Below are 15,125 nucleotides of genomic sequence, written 5' to 3' on the forward strand. Positions count from 1 at the left end.
AAAAGGCTACGATTAGGTAACGTTTACTCTTTTACTCTGAGACTACTTTTAAACCATTCTAATAATCAACTAATTACTCAAAAAATGAAACAAGTAAAGTCAATTTTTTTAACAATGCTATTTATAGCAGGAACAGGTGTTCTTTTTACAAGCTGTGACGATGCCGAAGATGGAATGGACGGTATAAACGGTGTAGATGGAATCGATGGACAGGATGGTGCAGATGGACAAGATGGAGCAGACGGTGAAGACGGTGATGATTTTGAAATGGGAACAACAATATTTTCAGATAAATCTGCAACGCCACCACTAGTTGCAATGTCACCGCAATTCAATTACGTAGAAGCATATTCATTAGTATCTACTCCTGATGTTATAGGAGGAGATTTTCAACTTGCAGGATCTGCAGATGGTTCTGGATTTTTAGTAGATGGTGAAGATTACATTTATGTAACTAACTGTGAAGATAGTTATGCAGTGGCTCGTATCCGTTTTGATCAAAATCTAGTTCCTATCTCTGGAGATTACTTACTAGATTCTGGAGTATCTGACTTTGCAAGACAATGTAGTGCTACTATGTGGGAAGCAGACGTACATGGAGGAGATGAAGATATCTTTTTATCTGCTTCAGAAAGTATTAACTATGATGTAAAAGCTATCGACCCAAGGGTAACTACTCCAACGCCACAAGCAGATTTTGGACTAGATGCACTAGGAGAATTTTCATGGGAAAATGCAACTCCGCTACCTAAAGATGCCTACTCTGGCGCTACTGTAATTGTAGGTGGTGATGATGATTCAAGTAACTCTGAAGGACAAGTAGCTATGTACTACTCTACTGCAGGTGATGCAGATTTTACTGGAGGTTCTATCTACGTACTACGTTTTAAGCAAGTATCTGATGGAATGGGAGGTGTGCAAGATGTTATGCCTAACACTTCTTACAATGAGTCTTCTCTAGATTTTCAAGCAGAATATGATGTAGAATTTGTAGAAATCCCTAATGGAGCTGCACTTACTAAAAACGAAATGGAAACTGCGTGTAATGACGTATTTGCTGCACAGTTTATGCGTGTAGAAGATGTAGATTACCAAAAAGGATCTGATGCAAATGGAAGAAATGTATTCTTTGCAGTAACAGGACGCGGACCAGGACAGGGAACTTACAACGACTGGGGAACTGTATATAAACTCGCTCTTGATGACAACAACCCACTAGAAGGAAAGCTTACTCAAATCATAAGTGGAAACACAGATACAAATAACCAAGACGGTAACCTTGCTGCATTACAAAGCCCAGATAACATCTGTGTTACAGAGAACTTTGTATACATACAAGAGGATCCTAACTCGTTCTCAAGAGGTCATGCTGCATACATTTATCAGTCAGACTTAAGCGGTACAAACGTACAGCAGGTGCTTGAGCTTGTAGTACGTCAAGATCTAGCAGATGATAACAGTACTGGTTTAAGTGGAGAATTTGGTGCTCTTATAGACATCTCTGATAAAATAGGAGAGCCTAACACATTCCTATTAAACATACAACCACACTACTGGAGAAGTGAAGATTTTAAAGCGCTTGATGGTCACACTAACAGTGCTTACGAGGATAACCAAGCATCACAAGTTGTATTGCTAAAAGGTTTACCTAGGTAGATACAAGCCCATATTATTTTAACAAAGCGCAATCTCATTTTTGGGATTGCGCTTTTACAATGAATACATTTACATGAAAAATATAGTAATAAAGCAGCTTCTTATACTCATAGTAATTGCAGTCGCACTACTCTATAGCTGCAAAGGTGATACGGAAAAATACACCTCAACACCTGAAGTAAACTGGGAGGCATCAAGGGAAATCTATTTAAACGAACTAAATAAAGCTATAGCTGGAATAGATACTCTAAAACAACTTCCTGTAACAGATCTAAAAGCCAAAGAAGTTTTTAAAACATTGCGTATTGCTTTCAAAAAAGCAGAGCCTTACGCGTCGTACCTCAACCCTCCAGTAGGACACCGAGTAAATGGACCAGCATTACCTATTTACAAAGAGGATAATGAGAAAACGATGAATCCTGTAGGGTTACAAAAAATAGAAGAAAGCATTTATGAGGGAGAAACCTCTCAAGGCCAATATGACAAAGAGCTTACGGTCACTTACGGACTTTTACAAAATCTCAAAAAAAATATTGAAAAAAGAGAGCTCAACGCATCTAGATATTTTACTGCGACTCATCAGCAATTACTAAGAGTGCTGAGCTTCTCAATTGCAGGTTTTGATACACCTGTAAGTCAGCTGGGTATAAATGAAGGTGCTGTGTCCCTTCAAAATCTTCATGACACGTATCACGCAAGTATTCAATCTATCATTCAAGCTAAGGACGAAGCACTAGACAAGCAATTTACCTCGCAAATTAATGAAGCCATTGCCTTTATTAATGAGAATAGTGACTACGATACCTTTGATTGTTATTCTTTTACACGCAACCACCTTACTCCTATCACACGCAGCTGGGTAGCTATCCGCAAAGCTAGCGAACTGTGGGAAGGAAACCAGAGTACTCCGTTTAACTTTGATGCTCCTACGTTTTTTGAGGACGATAGTTTTAATGTAAATTTCTTCACTCCTAGTATCAACAAGAATCCTACAGATGAACAAATCACTTTAGGAAAGAAATTATTTTTTGATGAAAAGCTATCCACCAGCGGTACGATGGCATGTGCAACTTGCCACGATCCAGAAAAAGCATATGCAGATGGTCTTGTTGTAAATAAAAGCAATACTGGTGAAGCACTACAGAGAAATACACCCACGCTACTCAATACTGTGTTCCAGCAAAACTTTTTTGCAGATGGACGTTCCAATTCAATTATTGATCAAGTTTCTGCAGTATTTACAAATGAGAAGGAGTTTAACACTAATGTTCATGAATTTTCTACAAGTATACTAGAAGACCCTAGCTACTTAGAAATGTTTGAAAAAGCCTACGGTGGAGTATCTACTCGCAATACAGATGTTGTCAAGGCAATCTCTTCATACGTAAGCACGCTCAATAGTTTTGATTCAAAATTTGACCGAAACATGCGAGGTGATGAAGATACATTTACAAAAGAAGAACAACGAGGCATGAATTTGTTTATGGGTAAAGCTTTATGTGCAACATGTCACTTTATGCCTCTAACGAATGGAACAGTACCTCCATTTTTTGCAGAGACTGAGCGTGAGGTTATAGGCGTTCCAGAAACAGCAGAAAACAAAGAACTTGATGATGACACAGGTTATTACTGGCGCTTTGAAGCAGAACAACATAAAGGTATGTTTAAGACCCCCACAGTGCGTAATGCAGCACTTACAGCTCCATATATGCACAATGGCGTATACACCACACTAGAGCAAGTAATGGATTTTTACAATCAAGGCGGTGGCGGCGGACTAGGATTTGATCTTCCACATCAAACCTTGCCATTTGATAATCTCAAGCTCACAGATGAGGAGCTTGCTTCTTTAACTGCCTTTGTAAAAACACTCACAGATGATAAGGTAGAGGATAATTACTAGCAGTTGCTAATAGAAAATATCAACCCACAAAAAAGCCCATCGATTAGGATGGGCTTTTTTTATGTAATGTAAAACGAGTAACTACTCTATTGGTTTTCCTGCAGAATTCCAATTATTAATTCCGCCTTCAAGATCATAAATCGTTGTAAATCCTGCTTCCTTAAGTTGTTGCGCGCACTTGGCACTTCTACCTCCTTTAGCACAATACACATAAACAGGCTTACTCTTATCTAGCGTTTCTATTTGAGATTGCCAGTTAGGATTATTCATCTCAAAATGCTTAGCATTTTCAAGGTGACCACCCTCCCACTCATTATCTCTGCGTACGTCTACAAGCTGCGCTCCTGCAACTAACGCTTCCTTTTCAAAGGTATCAACATCAATCACTGTGATTACTTCTTGAGTAGCAACACCGCTTATTTCTTTATGGGTAGTAGCTTCATTACAACTCCACATAGAAAAACAAAGCGACATCACAATGAGCGTATATCTCAAACGCTGGTTATTCTTAATGCGCTGCATCCCAAGCATTATAACCACCTAACAAGTTGTAAGTGTTGTTTAACCCTTTTTGCCCCATAAGAGCACACGCTTGTACACTACGTACTCCTGAGCGACAATACACGTAATAGTTTTTACTCTTATCAAGCTTTTCTACCTCATCAAGGAATCCTTGACCTAGATATATATCAATATGTTTTGCCCCTTCTATCATTCCGTTTTCTACTTCTTCTTCCGTACGTACGTCTAGAATTACAGCATCTTTATCTTGAGCAATTTTCTCTTCCCATTGTGGGATTGTTAAATCTGTCATTGTTTAATATTTGTGCAATAGTACATATCGCTATGAGCCATCGCAATTAGTATTTGTTTAAAATTAGATGAATTATGTCAATTTAATGCTAGAAGTATCTGCCTTTTTTATGGCTCCATATCCACCTAGCACATTCACTACATTATTTATGCCATATGACCTTGCTATAGATGCATAAATAAGAGATCTATAACCACCTGCGCAATGTATGTGATACGTATTACCTGCTTCAAGCGTGTGCGCATTAACGTGCACTTCATCTAGACCCATATGTGGCAGTCCCTCTATATGACTTGTTGCATATTCACCAGCTTTACGTACATCTAGCGGATTCTTAATATCGCCAGTAGCAATGCCATCTACAAACTCTTGCGCAGTTACTTCTGCTGTAGCAATTACATCTCTGCCAGATTGCTCCCAAGCCTCTACTCCTCCTTCTAAGAAACCTAGACTATTATCATAACCTACTCTCGCAAGTCTAGTTACTACTTCCTCTTCAGTACCTTCTTCGGCGATAAAGATTATTTTTTGGTGAATATCTGCGATAAGTGCTCCTATCCATGGTGCAAACTGTCCTTGCAATCCTACAAACCAAGCTTGAGGTAATGACGCTTTCGCGAAAGCGGAAACACTTCTTGTATCGAGCACGAGTACATCCTTTTCATTTGCCAGTGCTTCAAAATTTTCAGGATCTAAAGCTGTAGTTCCTCTCTTGACAATCGTGTCAAAATCTGTATTTGCCTTCTTATTCATTGCCACGTTATGCGGAAAATAAGCCGGCGGAAGTGTCAAACCATCTGTAAGCTCTTTAATAAATCTTTCCTTATTGAGCTTAAATGCGTAATTATTTTGCTTTTGATTACCTAGCGTATCACTGGTCTCACTACTCATGTTTTTACCACAAGCAGATCCTGCTCCATGGGCAGGATAAATAATTATATCGTCAGATAATGGTGCAATCTTATGGTGAAGTGAGTCATATAAATGACCTGCAAGATCTTGCGTTGTTAAGTCCGTTTTGGCTGCGAGATCTGGTCTTCCTACATCCCCTATAAAAAGCGTATCTCCAGTAAAAAGAGCTTCTTCTTTTCCTTGTTTATCTTTAAGAAGGTAACATGTAGACTCCATAGTATGACCTGGCGTGTGAATCGTGGTAATAGATAAATCACCTAACATGAACACCTCTCCATCTCTTGCGCTGTGATAGTCATATCCAGCCTTTGCATTAGGACCTAAGATTACGGTGGCTCCAGTAGCCTTTGCAAGATCTACCTGGCCACTCACAAAATCTGCATGAAAATGAGTAAGAAAAATATACTTAATGGTCGTCTTATTCTCGGCTGCAAGATCAAGATACGGTTGTACCTCGCGCAGAGGATCTATAATAGCTCCTTCTCCATTTGAACTTATAAAATAAGCTCCTTGAGCTAGACATTTAGTATATAATTGCTGTAATATCATTCTGGGATTTTGAGTGCAAATTTACGAAATACTCACAGATGTGATTATACAAAAAAATGAGCCTTTTTAAGGCTCATTTTGATAACTCTATTATTTTTAAAATTACGATTTAATCGCACAACCTATAGCTTTGGTTTCTTTAAGGGTAACCTCTTTACCTGACAAAATCTCATCAAGAGCATTCTCTAAATATTTTTCTGTAACAGCTTTTTCGTCTCGGCTATTATTATCTATAGCACCTATGTACTTAACTATATTTTTTTCTTGAACGCGTTGCAACACATATACATGTGGAGTTTTTGTTGCTCCATATTTAGGAAAAACTTCCTGACCATCATCTAGTAAATAAGGAAATGTAAACCCTTTTTTCTTTGCTCGTTGCTGCATCGCTTTAAAACTGTCTCCAGGCTTAACATGCGGATCGTTTGGATTAATCGCAATTACTGGATAACCTAACTTTTTATATTTGGTATCAATAGCAATTAATCTATCTTCATTTGCTATTGAGAATGGACAAGTATTGCATGTAAATACAACTACAAAACCTTTTGCATCCTCAAAGTCTCTTAAGGACATCATCACATTGTCTACATTACGTAGATAAAAATCTCCTGCTTCGTCACCTATGTCGTATCCGCTCCTGTCTTTCTTAATCACAGCATTTGCAGCAAATGCAGATACTACAACCACTAGGGCGAGAAGCGTTAAGATTTTAAATGTTTTCATTACTAATTAATTAAGGTATTCAATTCTTGCTCTATTTCTTTATAAGTAAAAGAGCGCTCATAAAATTTCTTTCTTTTTGATCCCGTGATAAGTGTTGCTGGTATCGCACCACTCCACGAATCATTTACTTTTGGAATCCACGCATTTGCATCTCCATCATCTAGATATAAAACTTCAGATTGTAAATCTTTCTTCTCAACAAAAGCTTTAAGAGCTTCTAATTGATCTGGAAAGTCAAGACTCACTAATAATATAGTTACATCTTTGTTTTTATATTCTTTTCCTAATTTCTCAAAAGCCGGCAACTCCCTGATACATGGAGCACACCATGTTGCCCAAAAGTTTATCACTAAAGTTTCAGAAGGATGATTTTGTATATAATATTCTAAGCCATCATAATCCAATGCTTTTATATTACTGCCTTCTATTAATGCCTCTTTATAATCCTTTTGCCCTTCTTGGCAGGATGTTAAGATGATTAAAAAGACAATTAGCATTCGCTTCATCCTTCAAAATTATTGTGATTGTGTCTTTTACACTTCTCAATTAACACACTTTATGAGAGGATTGTTAAGGATTTTAGAATGCTTTCAACCTTCACGTGTTAAAAAACTTATAAAGACTTTGGTCAGTTCGATTACAAACGTACATTTGTACATACAAATATTGTAATGACAATAGAAGAGCATATTAAAACAAAAACTTTAGATATAGCACAAAAGCTTACTATAAACCTATCATATACAGCACAATGGTCCAATGATATACTTGCGAGTGCATTGAAGTCTCACGATTTGTCATTACAGCAATTTAACGTGTTACGCATATTAAGAGGACAAAAAGGAAAGCCTGCAAATCTCTCTACACTCAATGAGCGTATGGTTACTAAGGCTAGTAATACGACAAGACTAGTAGATAAGCTTATCAAAAAAGAATTAGTAGCACGAGCTACTTGCCCTTCTAATCGCCGTAAAGTAGAAATCACTATTACAGATAGTGGCCTTTCACTCCTAAAAATACTTGACACGGCGATTAGTAATGCCGAAGAAAAAATTACGTCTCAATTAGACAATAATGAGATAGAGCAGCTCAATAACTTGCTCAATAAATTACGAACAGAAACAAAAAACTAAAAAAAAATGAAAAAGAAAATCACAACAGCTTTACTAGCAATTATCGTTACTACGGTTGCATTTGCTAACACAAACCCAATTCTTAAAAAGGTTATCGTAAAAGAAAGCAGTATCAGCTGGACTGGAAAAAAAGTATTAGGCCAACACAATGGAACTATTGATCTTGTTTCTGGTTCACTAGAAATGGAAGACGATAAACTAGTAGGTGGAAATTTTGTAGTAGACATGACTACAATTACAGTTACAGATCTTAAAGCAGGAGAAGGGAAAGAAAAACTAGAAGGACACTTGAACTCTCCAGATTTCTTTGACACTGCAAATTACAACGAGGCAACTTTCACTATAACAGAGGTTACAGAAAGTGCTACGGGATATAATGTTGTGGGAGACCTAACTATTAAAGGTCATACAGAATCTGTATCAGTAAATATGGTTGTAACTGAAAATACAGCGACCACTACTTTTAATGTAGATCGCACAAAATATGGAGTACGTTATGGATCTGCATCATTTTTTGACAACTTAAAAGACAACGCAATCTCAGATAATTTTGAACTTGCTGTAAACTTGACATTTTAAATAGAATTCCTAGATTCCCCCATAAAGCTCAATATATAATTTTTATAGATTGAGCTTTTATATTAACAAAGTGGTTACTATCTTTGAGGAACAAATGAAAAACAATACAGTACATACTTGGTGGTGGATTACACAACAAACGTTGTCGTAAGCGCCTACCTATGTTTTTACATATACAGCCTGTCTTACGACAGGCTTTTTTTATGCTCTCAAGTCGCCTTAAAGCCGACAATAATTTAAATGAATAATGACATATAAATTAAAAACTTCTTCAAAACGCCTTCTGGCAGACACCATTACTCCAGTATCGGTATACTTAAGGTTGCGTGACCGTTTTCCTAATAGTTTACTGCTCGAGAGTAGTGATTATCATGCAAATGATAATAGTTTCTCATACATCTGTTGCAATCCTATTGCTTCCATAGAAGTGGGTAACGGGATAATAAAACAGCAATTTCCAGATGGTAAAAGCGAGGAAATAACAGTTACAGATGATACTAACGTTGTGGGTGTTTTAGACGCTTTCGCGAAAGCGTTCTCATCTACAAAGACAGCTCATAAATTCATAAATAATGGCTTGTTTGGCTATTTATCGTATGACTCTGTACAGTACTTTGAGGATCTAAAAATCTCCAAAAAAGAGGAAGATCTGAATATACCGGATATCTATTATGCGGTATATCAAAATATCATCGCTATCAATCATTTTAATAATGAAGCGCACATCTTCTGTCACAATACTTCTGGAGAAAGTAATATTGAAGAGATAGAGCAAATGCTCAAGTCAAAAAACTTTGCCGAATATAAGTTTGCTCGTAATAATGAGCTTACCAGCAATATTACAGACGAAGATTACAAAGCACTTGTAGACACATGCAAGAAGCACTGCCAGCGTGGTGATGTATTCCAGATTGTACCTAGCAAGCGATTCTCTCAGCAGTTTACTGGTGATGAGTTTAATGTATACAGAGCACTACGTAGTGTAAACCCATCTCCTTATTTATTCTATTTTGACTACGGAGATTATAAGATTTTTGGATCTTCACCCGAGGCTCAAATTATTGTTCAAGATAGAAAAGCAGAGATTCACCCTATTGCCGGGACCTTTAAAAGAACAGGTAATGATGAGCAAGACGCAATCCTTGCCAAAGAACTAGCAAAAGACGAGAAAGAAAACTCAGAGCACGTAATGCTGGTTGATCTTGCTCGCAACGACCTATCAAGAAATGGCCACGACGTTACGGTAGAGACCTATCGTGAGGTGCAGTTTTTCTCTCACGTAATTCACCTTGTGAGTAAAGTAACTGGGCAAATGCATGAGGACAGTAATACTCTACAAGTAGTGGCAGATACCTTCCCTGCAGGAACCTTAAGCGGAGCACCAAAGCACATGGCTATGCAGCTTCTCGAAAAATATGAAAACCGTAACAGAACCTTCTATGGAGGAGCGATAGGTTTTATGGATTTTTACGGTAATTTTAATCACGCGATTATCATACGCTCTTTCTTGAGTAAAAATCATACACTACACTGGCAAGCAGGCGCTGGTGTTGTATCTGGTAGTGACCCAGCAAAGGAATTACAAGAAGTTTATAACAAATTAGGAGCGCTTAATAAAGCACTTGACATCGCAGAAGATATATAGATCATGAAAAAGATATTAGTAATAGATAACTACGATTCCTTTGTGTACAATCTTGTGCACTACCTAGAAGAATTAGATTGCATCGTGACCGTAAAGCGCAACGACCAGTTTGCACTTGAAGAGTGTGAACACTACGATAAGATCCTTTTATCTCCTGGCCCTGGAATTCCAGAAGAAGCTGGTTTATTAAAAGCGGTTATAAAGAAATATGCAGGTAGCATTCCTATTCTTGGAGTTTGTCTTGGGCAGCAAGCTATAGGTGAAGTTTTTGGAGGATCGCTCATTAACCTTGATACTGTTTTTCATGGTGTAGCTACTCAAATCAATATTACCCAACCTGACACTGTGCTTTTTAAAGATCTTAACGATGAGATTGAAGTAGGTCGCTACCACTCTTGGGTGGTTGCTACAGAAGATTTTCCACCAGCTTTAGAAATCACAGCAGTAGATAAAAATGGTCAGATTATGGCTTTACGTCATAGAGAGCTAGACGTGCGTGGTGTACAGTTTCATCCAGAATCTGTACTTACTCCAGATGGAAAAACAATGATTAAAAACTGGGTTCTTAGTTAAACGTTTAGTTATGAAGATTACACTACTACTTATATTGAGTTGCTTCTTGTTAATGGGAGGATGCGATAGCACGCAGAAATCTGCTCAACCTGCTACTCAAACGGAGCCGGTGGTGGTAATCGAAGTATCTCCTGAGCCACTAAAAGAGGTGCTACCAGAGGAGAACACAGATGCTCATAAAAAACTGATTTTCAACACAAAATTAAGTGTAAGTCCAGAAAGACCTAATTGGGTTCTGTTTTCAAACGGAACCTACGTTATATTCCCAAAAGGAACTAGTAAAGATGATATGCGCAAAAGCGCGATAGGTCTTTTACAACGCTACAATAATGAACCTTTTAAAGTAAGAAAATCACCTATCGTAAAAGGATGGGTAGCAAGCTCTCCAAAAGGCATTTATAATTATGTAGCGCTAGCACAAGCAAGCTCACGCCTAGCAACTAATAAAGAACTAGCAAGCATAGGAAAACAAAATGTGATGAAGGATAAAGAAAATCCTGTTATCGTTCATATCAACACACCAAAACAATGAAACACATACTCAACAGACTTATAAACCACGACCAACTCACAAAGACAGAAAGTCGTGAGGTACTCGTAAATATTTCTGAAGGAAAATATAATCACAGTCAGATCGCTTCTTTTCTTACCGTTTACATGATGCGTAGCATTACCGTAGAGGAGCTAGAAGGTTTTAGAGATGCCTTGCTAGACTTATGTCTCGCGGTAGACTTCTCTGCTTATAATGCTATAGACCTTTGTGGTACAGGTGGTGATGGAAAAGACACCTTCAACATCTCGACACTTTCTAGCTTTATCACTGCTGGTGCTGGAGTAAACGTTACAAAACACGGTAATTATGGAGTAAGCTCTGTGAGTGGTAGTAGTAATGTGATGGAGCACCTCGGTATTAAATTTAGTAATGACAAGGACTTTTTAAAGCGCTCTATGGATGAAGTGGGGATGTGTGTTTTACACGCACCACTCTTCCACCCTGCTATGAAAAATGTAGCGCCCATACGTAGAGAACTAGGTGTAAAAACCTTTTTCAATATGCTAGGTCCTATGGTAAATCCTGCATTCCCAAGCAACCAGCTCGTGGGCGTTTTCAACCTTGAGCTCGCTAGAATGTATGGATATTTATATCAAAAAGGTGATAAGAACTTCACCATACTACACGCCTTAGATGGTTATGATGAGATCTCACTTACGGGAGCCACAAAAGCAATTACTAATCATACAGAGATGATGCTCGAGCCAGCAGATTTTGGCGTAAGCCCACATCTACAAAAAGATATTTATGGAGGAGATTCTGTTGAGTCTTCGGCAAAGATATTTATGGATGTAATTTCTGGTAAAGGAACAGACGCTCAGAATAATGTGGTGTGTGCAAATGCAGGAATGGCGATTGCAACCGTAGAGGGACTAACACCTATTCAAGGATTTGAAAAAGCAAAAGAAAGTCTCTTTTCTGGTAAAGCAGCCCAGAAACTGAGCAAACTACAAGCCTTAAGTAACTAAGATGACGATACTAGATAAAATTACAGCAGATAAAATCAAGGAAGTAGCTTTAAGAAAAAGTCTTATTCCTGTGAGTCAGTTAGAGCAATCTGTGCTTTTTGAACGAGATATTATTTCGCTTGCTACCGCAGTGCGCAATGGCTCGGGTATTATTGCAGAGCACAAAAGAAGATCACCAAGTAAGTCTGTTATAAATAACAGCTTAAACGTGCAAGATGTAGCTCGTGGTTATGAGCAGGCAGGTGTAAGCGGGATGTCTGTACTTACAGATATGAAATACTTTGGTGGTGCACTAGATGATTTAATTATTGCTAGAGCAGCGACTAGTTTTCCGCTATTACGTAAGGAGTTTATAGTAGATGAATACCAGATTCTTGAAGCCAAAGCCTACGGTGCAGATGCGATATTACTGATTGCAGCTACGCTTTCGCGAAAGCAAATAGAGCAGTTTTCAACCTTTGCAAAAAGTCTTGGTCTCGATATACTTTGTGAATCTCACAATGAAGAAGAGTTGCATAATTCTATCATGCCATCTGTAGACATGCTAGGTATTAACAACCGAAATCTTAAGACCTTTGAAGTAAGTCTAGAAACGAGCAAGGAACTCATCAAACAGATTCCAGACGATTTTATAAAAATCTCAGAAAGCGGCATTAGCTCGGTTGAAGCGATTAAAGAACTCAAGCCACACGGTTTTCAAGGGTTTTTAATTGGTGAAAACTTTATGAAAACAGATAACCCAGGAGAGAGCGCAGCAACTTTTATAAAGCAATTATGAAATTAAGATATAAAAAGAAAAAGCTTATTATTTATGCAGTGATTGCCATTGTATGGAGTGTACTTGGTATTATATCCTTTATTGAAAATGAAAACAATTTCATGAAGTACTCGTACCTCGTGCTTGGTGTCATGCACATTATAATATTTATAATGTATCAATATCAAGGGTATGCAAATATTACCGATGATGTGTTAATCGTTGGAGAATTGAAGAAAAAAAGAATCTCCATTGACCAACTTATAAAGATTAACCACGCGGCTGGAGATTTTGTACTTGTTTCGGAAACAAATAAAGTAAGTCTTAGTAAGGATCAAGTGCGCGAGGAAGACTGGAAAGAGTTTATAGCAATCCCAAAGATTAAAGCCTTAGACCCACACCAACAAGATTCTTAAAAGATTAAATAATTATAAATAATCGCAATCCTATCATGAAAATCAAAATATGCGGTATGAAGCATAATACACAAGAGGTTGCTGCATTGCAGCCAGACTATCTTGGGTTTATATTTTATGAGAAGAGCAAACGAGATTTTGGTAACCTAGAGATTCCAGAATTGCCTGAGGGAATTGATCGCGTAGGAGTTTTTGTAGATGCTGATATTGCTTTCGCGAAAGCGAAAATAATACAGCACAACCTCAACGTAATCCAGTTGCACGGGAGTGAATCGCCAGCATATATAAATGAGCTTCAAGGTTGTCTGGTCGAGCGCAGTCGAGATCTTAAGATTTGGAAAGTTTTTGGAATAAAAAACAACTTTTATTTTGAAAAACTTAAGCCGTATGAAGGAATTGTAGATGGCTTTCTTTTTGACACCAAGGGAAAAGAAAAAGGAGGAAATGGATACACCTTTGACTGGAGTGTATTAAAAGATTACACGTCTCAAACGCCTATTATTTTAAGCGGTGGCATAGGACTAGAAGAAGTAGAAAAAATAACAAAAATACTGGCGACAGATTTGCCTATTATCGCACTTGATGTAAATAGCAAGTTTGAAGATAAGCCAGGAATGAAGAATATAGAAAAATTGAAAAAGTTTAAAGCAGCGATCGCAGCGTTTACGCCGTCTCGCTCATAATACAATTGCTATGAATACACTAGAAAAAGAAAAAAGTTACCAAGCAGACGAGAGAGGCTATTATGGAGATTTTGGAGGTGCATTTATTCCAGAAATGCTCTATCCTAATGTAGAAGAATTGCGCTCACAGTATGTACAAATCATGCAAGAGCCAGCCTTTCAAGAAGAGTTCAAACAACTCTTAAAAGATTACGTAGGTCGCCCTACGCCGCTTTATTATGCCAAAAGATTTAGTGAGAAGTATGGCACAAAAGTCTACTTAAAAAGAGAAGATCTTTGTCATACAGGAGCACATAAAGTAAACAACACGATAGGTCAGATTTTAATGGCGCAGCGTCTAGGTAAAACCAGAATCATTGCAGAGACTGGTGCGGGACAGCATGGTGTTGCTACAGCGACCGTTTGTGCACTTATGGGACTAGAATGTATCGTATACATGGGTGCTGTAGATATAGAGCGCCAGGCGCCTAACGTGGCACGTATGAAAATGCTAGGAGCAACCGTTCGCCCAGCAATGTCTGGAAGTAGAACGCTTAAAGATGCGACTAACGAGGCTATACGTGACTGGATTAATAACCCAGTAGACACTCACTACATTATAGGTTCTGTAGTAGGGCCACACCCTTATCCAGATATGGTAGCTCGTTTCCAGTCGGTGATTTCTGAGGAGACTAAGAAACAATTATTAGAAAAAGAAGGAAAAGAAAATCCTGACTACGTAGTGGCCTGTGTAGGTGGCGGTAGTAATGCTGCTGGATTATATTATCACTATCTAGATCAACCAGATGTAGGCATTATTGCTGTAGAAGCTGCTGGAAAAGGTGTAGATACTGGTGAGAGTGCTGCAACATCTGCACTAGGACGCGAGGGAATTATACACGGAAGTAAGACCTTATTAATGCAAACAGACGACGGGCAGATTACAGAGCCTTACTCTATCTCTGCTGGTCTGGATTACCCTGGCGTAGGACCTATGCACGCAAACCTGTTCCGCTCTGGACGTGGGGAGTTTATCTCTGTTACAGATGCAGATGCGATGACGGCTGGACTAGAACTTAGCAAACTAGAAGGAATTATTCCTGCGATAGAAACAAGTCATGCGCTCGCTATTTTTGAAACCAGAAAATTCAAAAAAGATGATATTGTAGTGATCAATCTTTCGGGACGTGGAGATAAGGATTTGAATACCTATATCGATTATTTCAAATTATAGAAGCACGCTTTCGCGAAAGCAAAAAAACATCAATAATAAATTTCC

General features: G+C 38.1%; 17 protein-coding genes. 12 read left to right on the forward strand and 5 right to left on the reverse strand.

The genetic code is table 11. The annotated features are described in order from the left end of the window. Positions 1–84 precede the first annotated feature (84 nt). Positions 85–1,656 carry a hypothetical protein gene (locus tag SJY37_RS00675; protein WP_298328495.1) on the forward strand — a complete coding sequence of 524 codons (1,572 nt, stop codon included), beginning with the start codon at positions 85–87 and terminating at the stop codon, positions 1,654–1,656. A gap of 73 nt (positions 1,657–1,729) precedes the next feature. Continuing rightward, the gene (locus SJY37_RS00680) at positions 1,730–3,559 is read left to right on the forward strand and encodes a cytochrome-c peroxidase (RefSeq protein ID WP_379952680.1); all 1,830 of its coding nucleotides are present in this window, start codon (positions 1,730–1,732) and stop codon (positions 3,557–3,559) included. A gap of 81 nt (positions 3,560–3,640) precedes the next feature. Here SJY37_RS00680 and SJY37_RS00685 read toward each other — a convergent pair whose 3' ends face one another. The 5 genes from SJY37_RS00685 to SJY37_RS00705 all read right to left on the reverse strand — a co-directional run bounded on the left by SJY37_RS00685 (position 3,641) and on the right by SJY37_RS00705 (position 7,066). Further along, positions 3,641–4,081, reverse strand: coding sequence for a rhodanese-like domain-containing protein (locus SJY37_RS00685; protein ID WP_298328502.1), 441 nt, complete (start codon positions 4,079–4,081; stop codon positions 3,641–3,643). Continuing rightward, the gene (locus tag SJY37_RS00690; protein WP_013751473.1) at positions 4,068–4,373 is read right to left on the reverse strand and encodes a rhodanese-like domain-containing protein; all 306 of its coding nucleotides are present in this window, start codon (positions 4,371–4,373) and stop codon (positions 4,068–4,070) included. Before SJY37_RS00690 ends, SJY37_RS00685 begins: the two co-directional genes overlap by 14 nt. A gap of 72 nt (positions 4,374–4,445) precedes the next feature. After that, on the reverse strand, positions 4,446–5,834 hold the full coding sequence (locus SJY37_RS00695; protein ID WP_298328510.1) for a rhodanese-like domain-containing protein: 1,389 nt from the start codon (positions 5,832–5,834) through the stop codon (positions 4,446–4,448). Positions 5,835–5,936: 102 nt separating this feature from the next. Further along, positions 5,937–6,560, reverse strand: a complete 624-nt coding sequence (locus tag SJY37_RS00700; protein ID WP_298328513.1) for a thioredoxin family protein — start codon at positions 6,558–6,560, stop codon at positions 5,937–5,939. Between the two features lie 2 nt (positions 6,561–6,562). Next, positions 6,563–7,066, reverse strand: a complete 504-nt coding sequence (locus tag SJY37_RS00705; protein ID WP_298328515.1) for a TlpA family protein disulfide reductase — start codon at positions 7,064–7,066, stop codon at positions 6,563–6,565. Between the two features lie 165 nt (positions 7,067–7,231). On the opposite strand from SJY37_RS00705, the gene SJY37_RS00710 reads away from it, so the two are divergent. From SJY37_RS00710 to trpB, 10 genes are all read left to right on the forward strand, one after another. Beyond that, a complete protein-coding gene (locus SJY37_RS00710) occupies positions 7,232–7,693 on the forward strand; it encodes a MarR family winged helix-turn-helix transcriptional regulator (protein WP_298328517.1) in 462 nt (153 codons plus the stop codon). Positions 7,694–7,699: 6 nt separating this feature from the next. Then, positions 7,700–8,272 carry a YceI family protein gene (locus SJY37_RS00715; protein ID WP_298328518.1) on the forward strand — a complete coding sequence of 191 codons (573 nt, stop codon included), beginning with the start codon at positions 7,700–7,702 and terminating at the stop codon, positions 8,270–8,272. A gap of 247 nt (positions 8,273–8,519) precedes the next feature. Beyond that, positions 8,520–9,917 carry an anthranilate synthase component I family protein gene (locus SJY37_RS00720; protein WP_298328521.1) on the forward strand — a complete coding sequence of 466 codons (1,398 nt, stop codon included), beginning with the start codon at positions 8,520–8,522 and terminating at the stop codon, positions 9,915–9,917. Between the two features lie 3 nt (positions 9,918–9,920). Further along, positions 9,921–10,490 (forward strand): aminodeoxychorismate/anthranilate synthase component II, encoded by a 570-nt coding sequence (locus SJY37_RS00725; protein WP_298328524.1) that lies wholly within the window; start codon positions 9,921–9,923, stop codon positions 10,488–10,490. 10 nt (positions 10,491–10,500) lie between these two features. Continuing rightward, the gene (locus SJY37_RS00730; RefSeq protein WP_298328527.1) at positions 10,501–11,022 is read left to right on the forward strand and encodes a hypothetical protein; all 522 of its coding nucleotides are present in this window, start codon (positions 10,501–10,503) and stop codon (positions 11,020–11,022) included. Beyond that, positions 11,019–12,011, forward strand: coding sequence for an anthranilate phosphoribosyltransferase (gene trpD, locus SJY37_RS00735; protein WP_298328529.1), 993 nt, complete (start codon positions 11,019–11,021; stop codon positions 12,009–12,011). The genes SJY37_RS00730 and trpD overlap by 4 nt, the downstream gene beginning before the upstream one ends. Before the next feature lies 1 nt (position 12,012). Further along, positions 12,013–12,789 (forward strand): indole-3-glycerol phosphate synthase TrpC, encoded by a 777-nt coding sequence (gene trpC, locus SJY37_RS00740; protein ID WP_379952681.1) that lies wholly within the window; start codon positions 12,013–12,015, stop codon positions 12,787–12,789. After that, entirely contained in the window at positions 12,786–13,184 is a 399-nt protein-coding gene (locus SJY37_RS00745) for a hypothetical protein (RefSeq protein ID WP_379952682.1), read from the forward strand. The genes trpC and SJY37_RS00745 overlap by 4 nt, the downstream gene beginning before the upstream one ends. Positions 13,185–13,240: 56 nt before the next feature. Further along, positions 13,241–13,867 (forward strand): phosphoribosylanthranilate isomerase, encoded by a 627-nt coding sequence (locus SJY37_RS00750; protein WP_379952683.1) that lies wholly within the window; start codon positions 13,241–13,243, stop codon positions 13,865–13,867. A 10-nt stretch (positions 13,868–13,877) separates the two neighbouring features. Further along, positions 13,878–15,080, forward strand: a complete 1,203-nt coding sequence (trpB, locus tag SJY37_RS00755; RefSeq protein WP_379952684.1) for a tryptophan synthase subunit beta — start codon at positions 13,878–13,880, stop codon at positions 15,078–15,080. The last annotated feature ends 45 nt before the right edge of the window (positions 15,081–15,125 follow it).

Source organism: Dokdonia sp. R78006 (assembly GCF_042466145.1).
Taxonomy (GTDB): Bacteria; Bacteroidota; Bacteroidia; order Flavobacteriales; family Flavobacteriaceae; genus Dokdonia.